Source organism: Kitasatospora sp. NPDC059648 (assembly GCF_042734825.1).
Classification (GTDB): domain Bacteria; phylum Actinomycetota; class Actinomycetes; order Streptomycetales; family Streptomycetaceae; genus Kitasatospora.
The window spans coordinates 17,607-28,377 of the sequence record NZ_JBHWDU010000080.1; the positions used below are offsets into that span (position 1 = coordinate 17,607).

The following is a 10,771-nucleotide window of genomic DNA, read 5'->3' on the forward strand; positions in this document are numbered from 1 at the left end:
GGGCACCGCCACGTCCGTGACCGCTACTTCTTGAGCTTCCACGCCGTGCTGGTGGCGATCGCCTTCAGCTGGTCCAGGCTGAGCAGCGGCTTGCCGGTCGGCCCCTGGGCCACCTGGACGCGCAGGTCGCCCCGCAGGACGTCGGCCATCGGCATCGCCTTGGCGTCGGACGTCCCCGGGCCGTAGAGCTTGAGCCGGCCGCCGTCGGGCAGCACGGTCGCGCCCTCGAACAGCTTCTCCGTGCTCTTGTCGCCCGACTGCTGCACCAGCTTCTGCACCCGCAGGACCAGCGATCCGCCGGTGCCCGCCTGGCTGAGCTGGACGTTCGCGAAGACCTCGTTGCCGTCGATCTTGGTGACGGTCACCCCGGCGGGCAGCAGGCCGGCGAGGGTCGCCTGCCGGTCCTGCAGGGACAGCCCGGTGCTCTGCGCCGCGTAGTCGACGCCGTCGGGCTTGACCGCCGCGACGATCCTGTCCCAGGACTTGTCGGTCACGATCGCCTTGAGCTGGTCCAGGGTGAGCGGCGGGTTGGGACGGCTGTCGGGCGCGCCCTTCTCCTGCGGCGAGTTCCACTCGCTGAGGGTGATCTCCCGGCCGTCGGGCCCGGTCAGCGACGCCATCCACTCCTTGGTGTCGGCGCGGTGGTCCGGGTACTCGTAGCCCTCGCTGAGGTACAGCTTGGAGCCGTCCGCCAGGGTGGTGACCGAGCAGGCGTCGAGTTCGCCGGGCTTGAGCTCCGGGCATGACCGGTCCTGGCTCTGGCCCGGGCGGTGCTTCTGGACGCCGACCATGAGGAGCGACTTGCCGGCGCCGTCGTCGAACACCAGCTCGGCGCTCGCGAAGGTGCCCTTGGTCTGGGGGTCGTCGGTGCCGCGGCCGCTGGCCTCGGTGATCCCGCCCTTGGGCAGCAGGGCCTTGAAGGTGGACAGCACCTCGTCGCCGGTGACCGCCGCGGCGGCGGTGGGGGTCGGGGTGCCCGCGCCGGCGGAGGCCGGGGTCAGGCCGGTCCCGACCCCGGTGGAGGCGGTGGGGGCCGCGGCCACCGTGCCCGCACCGGACGGCGGGGCGGACCCGGTCAGGTACACCGCCCCGGTGCCCACCAGGGCCAGCGCGGCGGCACCGCCCACCACCGCGGCGGCCGAGCGGTGGCGCCAGCGGCGGCGGCCGCGCTGGTACCCGCCCACGACCATCCCCGGCTGGTCGGCCTGGTCGGGGCGGAAACCCTCACCCGTGCGGGTGAGGGCGTAAAGAAGATCGTCTTCGAACCTGTCCGGCTCGGACATGGCGGATCACCGTCTCCTTGCGTCGCGGAAGTGCCTGATGTGGTCAGCGGGTGGTGCGGAACGTCAGCGCGGGGTGCGGAACGTCAGCGCGGGGTGCGGCGGACCTCGGCGGGGGTGCGGAGGACGTCAGCGGGCGGCCAGTTCGGCCAGCGAGTCGCCGAGCAGGTTGCGCAGCCGGGCCAGCGCCCGGGTGGTCCTGGTCCGGACCGCGCCGGAGGACAGCCGCAGCACCTCGGCGGTCTCCTCGACGCTGCGGTCCTCCCAGTAGCGCAGCACCAGCACGGCCCGGTCCTTCGCCGACATCTGCCCGAGCGCGTCGAGCAGGGTCAGCCGCAGAGTGCTGTCCGCGTCGTGCCCCTCCCGCTCCGGCAGGGTCTCGGTCGGGCGCTCGCCGCTGGAACGGCGGCGCTGCTGGGCGACGAAGGTACGCACCATCACCGTGTGGGTGTAGGCCGCCGGGTTCTCGATCCGGTTCCGGCCGCCGGTGAAGGCGCTGCGCCGCCAGAGCACGTACATCCGGCTGAGGGCCTCCTGCACGAGGTCCTCGGCGTAGTGGGTGTCGCCGCTGGTGAGCAGGCAGGCCGAGCGGTAGAGGTGGCCGGTGCGGCTGGAGACGAGCTCCAGGAACTCGGCGTCCTTGGCCTCCCGGCCACCCCTCATTCACCCCATCGCCCGCCGCTCCCCCGTGCCCGTGTGCCCCTGACACCTGATGGATGCGGTGGGCGGGCGCCGGTGTTACAGGCGTTCCGCGGGTTTTTCAGCCGGCGGACTTGCGGCGGTGGTCGCGCAGCACGACGCCCCCGCCGATCAGCAGGGCCACCAGCAGCGCGCCCGCGCCGACCACGTACGTGGCGGTGCGGCCGTCCCGGTCGGCCTGGGTCTCGCCGAGGCCGACCGGCGCCGGCACGATCGGGGCGGAGGCCAGCTGCACCGGGGCGTCCGGGGCGGGCTCGGAGGGCGGACTCTTGGGCGCCTTGGTGACGGCCTTCACCGGGTCCACCACGCCCCAGCCGATGAACTCGTTGGGGCCGCGCTCGGTGCGCTGGGCGGTCTGCTCGATCCAGGCCCGCACCTGGGCCGGCGTCCAGTCGGGGTGGGCGCCGACCAGCAGGGCGGCGAGTCCGGCGACGTACGGGGCGGCGAAGCTGGTGCCGTTGTCCACGCACTGGCCGCCGCCGGGCACCGTGGAGAGCATCTCGACGCCGGGCGCGGCGACCTTCACGAAGGAGCCGTACTGGGAGAACGGCGCGCGCTCGTTGTTGCGGTCGGAGGCGCCCACGGACAGCACGGTCGGGAAGGCGCCCGGGTAGGTGTCGCCCTCCTTGCCGTCGTTGCCGCTGGAGGCGACCACCACGACCCTCTTCTGCTCGGCCCGCTCGATCGCGGCCTTGAGGTCCGCGTAGCCGCCGAACTGAGCGTCGCCCGCACCGCGCACGTCCTGCGAGATGTTGATGACCCTGGCGTGGTCGGCCGCCTCGTTGATGGCCTTGGCCAGGGTGGATACGTCGCCGTTGCCCTCGCTGTCGTTCTGCCGGATCGCGTAGATCTTGGCGTCGGGGGCCAGCCCGACGAAGCCGGTCCGGTCGCTGCGGCTCGCGGCGATGATGCCGGCCACCTTAGTGCCGTGGCCGACCGTGTCGTTCGTGGAGGGGCCGTCGACCAGCTTGTTGTTCTGCTTGTCGAACAGCAGGCTGGTGCCCGCCTCCACTTTGCCGGCCAGCTGTGGGTTCTTGTCGTCCACCCCGGTGTCGATGACGGCGACGGACACGTCCTTGCCGGTGGTCGCCCCGCCCTGCCACAGCTCGTCCAGCAGCAGCCGCTGGAGGGACCACGGAACGGTCTGCACGTCGGGCGCGGGCCTGGGGCAGTCACCGGCGGAGGCCAGCCCGGGCCCGTCCGCGTACGCCGGGGCGGTCAGCGGACCGCCCAGCACCACGAGCGCGGCCAGCGCCGCGGCCGTCCTACGGAACCGGCGTCCGGACACCCTGCCACCCCTCATGTTCTCCACCCCGTGCCGCACCACGCGCCGAAGGGCGGGTGCCCGGAAGCCCGGGTACCCGCCCCTGTCGTTCCCGTCCGGGAACGGTCGATCAGGCCTGCCAGAGACCGGCGTTCTTCTTCTCGGTCTGCTGGTAGCTCTGCGCGGCGCTCTCCAGCGAGCTGGAGATCTTGGCGCAGGTGTCCTTCAGGTCCTGGGCGGAGTTGTCCCACTTGGCCTGCTGGGCGTTGTAGCCCTGCTGGGCCTGGCCCTGCCAGCCCTGGGAGATCTTGACGACCTCCTTGCGCAGGTCGGACAGCATCTGCTCGATCTTGTTGGCCGAGTTCTGCACGTCCTGCGACGCCTGGTGCAGGGTCTGGAAGTTGACGAGAATGTGGTCGGACACAATGTCTCCTTGACGAGGATGCGGAGCACCCGGCGCTCAGCCGCGGGCACCCCGGCGGGCGGACGGTCGGAACAGAGTGGTGATCAGCGCTTCGACGATCAGCCCTGCGGGCCGAACAGCGACTTCTGCTCCTCTTCGGCGCTCGCGTAGTGCTTGGTGGTCAGCTCGATCGCGTGCTTGATCGCGGTCAGCGATTCCTTCAGCTTCTTGACGTCCTCGTTGACCTGGGTCTGCAGGGACTTGTAGGCGTCGGCCGCCTGGCCCTTCCAGCCGCCGGTGATGTTGTCGACCGTGGTCTGGAGCGCGGAGCGCTCCTGCTCGATCTGGCCGATCGCCGTCTCGATCTTGCCGGCGAAGTCCATCATCTCCTGTGCGGTCACCGTGAACTGGCCGTCACTCATGCTCCACCATCCCCCATGAGACAAACATTGTGTGTGCGGAGGGCCCCAGGGTCCTGCCGCCGCATCACCCGTGTGATGTCGAGCAGCACTGTAGTCGGCACACGCAACTCACCCAACATCGAGCGCTGAGTAGTTACCAGACCATGACACTGGGGCCAATTCCGTTGCCGTGCCCGGCAGGTCAGGCGTTCTGCGGCTGCGCGGCGCTCTTCGCGGTCAGCGGCGGACCGGCCGGAACCAGGTTCGACCACTCCTTCGGTACCGGCAGCGGCTGGACGTTCTGGTAGCCCAGTCGCGCCTGGTTGCCGCCGGGCTGGTCGTCCGGGTTCTGCGTCGGCTGGCCCCCGGCACCGGGGTTCGGGGTGCTCTGCTGCGGGACCGGCGTCTTCGCGGCGCCGCTCGCACCCGGCGACGGGCTGGGGCCGTGGCCGCCGTCACCGTTCGCCGGAACGGAGTAGCGCAGGCCGGTCTCGGTGATCAGGAAGTCGGTGCCGGAGCCGTCGGGCGCACCGGAGTTGGCACCGGCCGCGTTGGCACCGGGCTGGCCGCCTCCGGGCTGGTTGCCGGCGCCCGCGTTGTCCACCGCCCGGTAGAACAGGCCGTGGCCCGGCGTCACGTACGCCGCCCCCGCGCCGTTGTTGTACGCCGCCGGGTAGGAGGTGCCGGCCCAGACACTGCGCTTGGGCGTGCGCCCGTCCTCGGCCATGCCGTCGAAGGTGCTGCAGACGACCAGCCGGGCGTCCTGGCGGTCCTGCCAGTTGTTCACCGGCGCACCGGACTTCAGCGGCCAGTCGTTCGGGGTGTCGGGCAGCTTCACGTCGGTGTTGAACCTGGACTGGTCGTCCGGGGTCATGTCGTCGCTGCGCGGCCGCTTGTCCTGGTCGTACTTGTAGAGCACCTGGTAGGCCGGGTTCTGCCGGATCAGCTCCGCCTGGAACGGGGTGATCAGGAACAGGCTGTCCTTGCCGACCACGTAGTTGCGGTCCTGGTAGTGCACCAGCCGGCCGATCCGGCGGTCCGCCGCATTGCCCAGGTTCACACCCGAGTTGGCGCCCTGGCTGTCCGTCATCCCCTTGACGTCCGGGAAGGCGATCGGGCTGGCGGTCACCAGGGTGTCCAGCCACTCCCGCTTGACCCGCTGCGGCACCGCGTTGGGCCCGAAGACCGCGGTGATCAGCGCCTTGCGCTCCTTGTCGTCCGACTTCGGGCCGATCATGTGCTTGCGGCCCTGCGCGTCGACCAGGAACACCGGCGCGGCGCCCCCGGCGGACTGGCCCGAGGTGGTCGAGACCTGCTGCTCGTCGGCCTGCTGCACCAGCATCAGCTGGTCCGGGCCGAGCATCCGGTCCTTCGCGGCGAGCGCCGCCGCGTCCGGGCCGGCCGCCACGAACACCGCCTGGTTGACGGTCTCCTGCTTGTCGTCCGAGCCCGGCCGGTCGCAGACCGCCCACTTCATCGCCTGGCTGGCTTTGTCCTTGCTCGGCAGCTTGTCCGGGGCGTACGGGATGCCGATGGTCGGGCCGTGGTTGGGGTAGCGGTCCAGCACCCCGTCGTCCACCACGACGACCTTGGCGTCCGCCGGCAGCACCAGCCGCGCCGAGGACATGTTGAGCACCTGGTGCAGCCGCTTCGTCCTGCCGTCCGGATCCGTCAGCACCACGTAGCGGGTGGTCGACTGCTTGCCCTGGATGATGTTCTTGCCGTTGTCCCACTGCAGCGGCGCGGCGGGCTTGAACACCCCCCAGAGGCCGAAGCCGGCCACCACCACAGCCCCGACCAGCACGCTCGGCAGCACCGCCTTCACCGGGCGCGGCGCGTCCTCGTCGCTGCCACCGCCGGAGGGCAGCAGGAACGCCCCCACCGTGCGTTTGCGCGCGAAGGTGTACGCGTTCAGCTCGTCCCGGCGCGATGCCATCCTCGTCGTCCCCCTCTGTCAGACGTGTGCCAGACGTGGTCGGCCTCCCGTCGGCCCGACCGGCCCCGTGGTCCGCACCCGCCGGGCGGGATCCGGCCCGAACCCTCTACGATGCGGCAGCAGACGGTGAGTACGGTACGGGTACGGTCCGCGAACCAGCCAGCCGGGCCGCGACAACGGATCAGAGAGGGCCACCGGGGGATGCCAAGCCAGACCGCTCCAGAACGCCGCGGCACCGCGGGCGGCGGGAGGTCGCGCCGGTCCGGACGGGCCCGACGCGGCGGCCCGCCCGCCGAGTCCGCGGCCGTCCGCCCACCGACGGCGGCCGGCGCAGGCGGCGCCGTCCAGGTGCGCGTCAACCCCCGACCCGGGCTGCTCGGCGGCCGGTTGAAGCTCCAGCAGCTCGTCCTGGTCGAGGTCGCGGCCGCCCTGGTCGCGGTCGGCTGGACGATCAGCCGCCCGGTCGCGGCCGGCTTCGGCGTGGTCTCACTGGTCCTGCTGGTGCTGGCGGTCGTCCAGCTGCGCGGCCGCACCATCCCGGAGCTGCTGAGCGTCCGATCCGCCCTCAAGTCCCGCCGCAAGCAGGCGAAGTCGCTGCTTCCGCCGCCCGGCACCGACCCGGCCCTGGCGCCCGCGCTGGAGCTCGAACCCGGGCTGCGCACCTGCACCCACGCCACCGAGGCCGACTTCGGCGGCCGCCCCGTCCGCCGGGAGACCGGCATGGTCGGCGACGGCACCTTCCTCAGCTCGGTGCTGCTCGTCCAGGCCAAGGACCAGCCGCTGCGCCCGGTGCGCACCGCGCTGCCGCTGCCGCTGGACGTCATCTGCTCGGCGCTCACCGTGGACGACATCACCCTGGAGTCGGTGCAGCTGGTCCAGCACACCCAGCCCGCTCCGGCCCCGCACCTGCCCGAGCAGTCGCTGGCCGCCCGCGCCTACCGCGAGCTGCCGGACGGCACCTCCACCCCCGGACTGCGGCTGACCTGGGTCGCCCTCAAGCTCGACCCGGAGCGCGCGGCCACCGCCGTCCGGGCCCGCGGCGGAGGCGAGGAGGGCGCCCGCAAGGCGCTCCAGCGGGTCACCGATCAGCTGGCCGGGCGGCTCAACAGCGCCGGGTTCAACGCCACCGTGCTGGACGAGCGCGAGCTGATCGCCGCCCTGGCCATCGCCACCTGCGCCAACCCGATCGCGGTGGCCGGGCGCCAGGGCACCGGCAGCGGCGGCGGCAGCACCCGCCGCACCCAGGAGGGCAACCGCTTCTGGCGGATCGACGACCGCTGGCACAGCACGTACTGGATCTCCCGCTGGCCGCAGCTCAGCCGCCCCGGCGGCGCCCCCGGCCGGATCGGCGCACCGGACCTGGTCAACCTGATCACCGGCTCCCCCGCGCTGGCCAGCACCTTCAGCCTCACCGCCGGGCACGGCACCGGCGGCTCGGTGACCGTCAGCGGACACCTGCGGGTGACCGGGCGCAGCGAGAGCGAGGTCGGCCAGGTAGGCCGCCAGGTGGAGGCCCGGGCGCAGAGCACCGGCCTCGGCCTGGTCCGGCTCGACCTCGAACAGGCCCCCGGCATGCTCGCCACCCTGCCGCTGGGAGGAGCGTCCTGATGGCGTACCAGACCTATCCTGCCCCCGGCCCACAGCCCGGCGCCGAGCGGCGGCGGACCAGGCCTCGGATCCTGCCCGGCTTCGGGCTGCGCGGACCGCGCCGGGAGAAGCACGTGCTGGAGGCCGCCGACCTCGCCGCGCTGGCCTTCCCGGTCGGCGACGACGGCGTGGTGATCGGTGTCGACCCGCAGGGACTGCCCGCGGTGCTCGGCCTGTTCCGTCCCAGCTCGTACGACCTGGTGCTGGTCGGCGGCATCTGGACGGCGCAGGTCATCGCGCTGCGGGCGGCGGCGATCGGCGCCCGGGTCGCGGTGGAGACCGCTCGCGCGCAGCTCTGGGGCCCGATGGCGCAGGCCGCGGGCGGCGGTCAGCCGTGCGTGACGATCCACCAGGTCGGGCGGCTCGGACCGCAGGGCGCCTCGGTGGCCTCGCCGGTCCTGGTGGTGCGCGACCTCGGCGCCCGACCGCCGCGCAGCCGGCTCTCCGCCGCGCCCTGGCAGACCACCCTGACCCTGCTGCCCTACCTGGGGCCGAACGCCTCCCGGGTGCTCAACGCGGCCGACCTGGTCGGCGTGCAGCGGATCTCCCCGCAGGAGGCGGAGCTGACCGGCCGGGTGCTGTCCCTGCCGCCGGAGGACGTGGCCGTGCTGCCCACCCTCGGCGACGACCTCACCCTGTGGGCCACCCGGATGCGGCGTCAGTACGTCCGGGCGGTGGCCGGGCAGGCGGAACAGCAGGTGCTCGGGGGCCCGCGCCGGATCGACTGAGGGGCGCGTCCGGGCCGGTCGGTCCCGGTCCGGAACCGAAGCCGCCTTCAACAGGGGCAGCCGAACGGCCTAGTCTTTGTTGCGGCAACGGCACCGCTGAACAAGCGGCGGCGAACACGAGGGAGCCCTAGTGAGCAGCGATCGGGACGGCGTCTACGTCGGCGACAACGCGGCGGAGGACGACGACGACTGGTCCGACGCGCCCGATTACACTCCCCCGTCCTGGTACGTGCAGTCGGGTCCGGCGGCGGCGTCCGCGGGTGAGCCGGCGGTTCCGGGGGACGTCCCGGCTTCGGGTGCGGCTCCTGCCGCGGCTCCTGCTGCGGCTCCTGTTCCGGCCCCGGCTGCGGCGGTCGAGCAGGCGTCCGCGCCCGTGGCCCAGCCGCAGGCCGGTACGCCCGCGCAGGCCCCGGCGCAGGTTCCGGCTTCGGCTCCGGCGGCCGAGTCGGGCGCGGCGCCCGCACCGGTCCCGCCGGTTCCGCCGGTCCAGGCCGAGGCGCAGCACGTGCCGTTCCCGACGGCGGCCCATGCCCCCGCCCCGACTTCTGCCCCGGCGCCTGCCCCGGCCCCGGCCGTGACGCCGGAGCAGCCGCACGCCCCCGCTGCGGCGGCCTGGCCGCCGGCGGCAGCGGAGGCCCCGGCACAGCCCTACCCGGCGCCCGCACCGGCACCGCAGCCCGCGCAGCCCGCACCGCCGCAGAACTTCGCGCAGCCGCCGGCCCAGCCGGGGCCGGCCCCGCAGGCCCCGCAGGCCCCGCAGGCCCCGCAGCCCGGGTGGGATCCGCAGGCCGCCTGGGCTGCCCAGCCGCAATCGGGCCAGCCCGCGCAGCCTGTCCAGCCGCAGCCCGCGCAGCCCGTCCAGCCGCAGCCCGTCCAGCCGCAGCCCGGCCCGGTGGACCCGCGCCAGGGCGGCTGGCCGCAGCCCGGCGCCTACCCGCCGCCGGCCGGGCCCCAGGCCGGTCAGCCCCTCCAGCCCGGTCAGCCCGCCCAGCCGCAGCCGCCGGGCCCCGCCCAGCCCTGGCCGCCGCAGGACACCGCCGTGCCGCAGCCGGCCGCGTTCCAGCAGGCCGCCGCCCCGCAGCAGACCGCGCACGGTGCCCCGCTCGGCTACACCGCCGCCGTCGAGCTGTCCTCGGACCGGCTGCTGCGCAGCCAGCCCAAGCAGCAGCGCCAGCAGCCGCGGTTCCAGTTCGGCGGCAAGGCCGCGGCGGCCGAGAAGGCCCGCAAGCTGGAGATCATCCGCACCCCGGTGCTGAGCTGCTACCGGATCGCCGTGATCAGCCTCAAGGGCGGGGTCGGCAAGACCACGACCACCACGGCGCTCGGCGCGACCCTGGCCAGCGAGCGCCAGGACAAGGTGATCGCGATCGACGCCAACCCGGACGCCGGGACCCTGGGCCGCCGGGTCAAGCGCCAGACCGGCGCGACCATCCGCGACCTGGTGACGGCGATCCCGCACCTGCGCAGCTACATGGACATCCGTCAGTTCACCTCGCAGGACCTGAACTCGGGCCTGGAGATCCTGGCGAACGACGTCGACCCGGCGGTCTCGACCACCTTCAACGACTCGGACTACCGCCAGGTCATCGAGGTGCTGGGGCGCCAATACCCGATCATCCTGACCGACTCCGGCACCGGACTGCTGTACAGCGCGATGCGCGGGGTGCTGGACCTCGCCGACCAGCTGATCATCGTCTCCACCCCCAGCGTGGACGGTGCCTCCAGCGCCTCGACCACCCTGGACTGGCTCTCCGCGCACGGCTACGCCGACCTGGTGCAGCGCAGCATCACGGTGGTCTCCGGGGTGCGCGAGACCAGCAAGATGATCAAGGTCGAGGACATCGTCGCGCACTTCCAGACCCGCTGCCGCGGCGTCGTCGTGGTGCCCTTCGACGAGAGCCTGGCGGCCGGCGCCGAGGTCAACCTGGACATGATGCGGCCCAAGGTCCGCGAGGCGTACTTCGAGCTGGCCACCCTGGTCGGCGAGGACATCGTCCGGGCCCAGCAGGCGGCCGCCCAACAGGCCGGCTGGCAGCAACAGGCGCAGGCCGGGTACCAGCAGGGCCAGCCCCAGCCGTACGCCGACCCGCAGCAACAGGCCCCCCAGCCGGCGCCCGGGGCGCCGTGGGGGGCGCAGCCCGGCCAGCCCGCGCCCCCGTCCGCCTACGGCTGGCCGCAGCCGCAGCCCCAGCCGTACGCCGGCCCGCAGCAGCAGGCTCCCCAGCCCCCGCCGCCGCCCGGCTACGGCTACCCGCCCCAGCAGCAGCCGGGCTACGGCTACCCGCCGCAGCAGCCGCCCCAGCAGTAGGACGTCGAAGGGGGCCCCCGGGGGGGGGGGCCGGGCGGCGGGGGGGGGCCGGCGGCCGGGGGGGGGGGGGGCGGGGCCCGCCCCCGGGTGGGGGGGGGGGCACCC

Annotated in this window: 9 protein-coding genes; 3 read left to right on the top strand and 6 right to left on the bottom strand. The window is 73.7% G+C overall.

The window, feature by feature from the left end:
* Positions 1 to 23: 23 nt before the first annotated feature.
* From ACFV1W_RS32230 to ACFV1W_RS32255, 6 genes are all read right to left on the bottom strand, one after another.
* Positions 24 to 1,283, bottom strand: a complete 1,260-nt coding sequence (locus ACFV1W_RS32230; protein ID WP_380420796.1) for a hypothetical protein — start codon at positions 1,281 to 1,283, stop codon at positions 24 to 26.
* Between the two features lie 126 nt (positions 1,284 to 1,409).
* Positions 1,410 to 1,943 carry a SigE family RNA polymerase sigma factor gene (locus tag ACFV1W_RS32235; RefSeq protein ID WP_380420797.1) on the bottom strand — a complete coding sequence of 178 codons (534 nt, stop codon included), beginning with the start codon at positions 1,941 to 1,943 and terminating at the stop codon, positions 1,410 to 1,412.
* A 97-nt stretch (positions 1,944 to 2,040) separates the two neighbouring features.
* A complete protein-coding gene (gene mycP, locus ACFV1W_RS32240; protein ID WP_380420798.1) occupies positions 2,041 to 3,267 on the bottom strand; it encodes a type VII secretion-associated serine protease mycosin in 1,227 nt (408 codons plus the stop codon).
* A gap of 106 nt (positions 3,268 to 3,373) precedes the next feature.
* The gene (locus ACFV1W_RS32245) at positions 3,374 to 3,667 is read right to left on the bottom strand and encodes a WXG100 family type VII secretion target (RefSeq protein WP_380420799.1); all 294 of its coding nucleotides are present in this window, start codon (positions 3,665 to 3,667) and stop codon (positions 3,374 to 3,376) included.
* Between the two features lie 98 nt (positions 3,668 to 3,765).
* Positions 3,766 to 4,068, bottom strand: coding sequence for a WXG100 family type VII secretion target (locus ACFV1W_RS32250; protein ID WP_030289898.1), 303 nt, complete (start codon positions 4,066 to 4,068; stop codon positions 3,766 to 3,768).
* Between the two features lie 181 nt (positions 4,069 to 4,249).
* Positions 4,250 to 5,983, bottom strand: a complete 1,734-nt coding sequence (locus tag ACFV1W_RS32255; RefSeq protein WP_380420800.1) for a type VII secretion protein EccB — start codon at positions 5,981 to 5,983, stop codon at positions 4,250 to 4,252.
* A gap of 348 nt (positions 5,984 to 6,331) precedes the next feature.
* Between ACFV1W_RS32255 and eccE the strand changes: the two genes are divergently transcribed.
* The 3 genes from eccE to ACFV1W_RS32270 all read left to right on the top strand — a co-directional run bounded on the left by eccE (position 6,332) and on the right by ACFV1W_RS32270 (position 10,666).
* On the top strand, positions 6,332 to 7,591 hold the full coding sequence (eccE, locus tag ACFV1W_RS32260; RefSeq protein ID WP_380420801.1) for a type VII secretion protein EccE: 1,260 nt from the start codon (positions 6,332 to 6,334) through the stop codon (positions 7,589 to 7,591).
* Positions 7,591 to 8,358 carry a hypothetical protein gene (locus ACFV1W_RS32265; RefSeq protein WP_380420802.1) on the top strand — a complete coding sequence of 256 codons (768 nt, stop codon included), beginning with the start codon at positions 7,591 to 7,593 and terminating at the stop codon, positions 8,356 to 8,358. Before eccE ends, ACFV1W_RS32265 begins: the two co-directional genes overlap by 1 nt.
* 130 nt (positions 8,359 to 8,488) lie before the next feature.
* A complete protein-coding gene (locus tag ACFV1W_RS32270) occupies positions 8,489 to 10,666 on the top strand; it encodes a MinD/ParA family protein (protein ID WP_380420803.1) in 2,178 nt (725 codons plus the stop codon).
* Positions 10,667 to 10,771 lie beyond the last annotated feature (105 nt).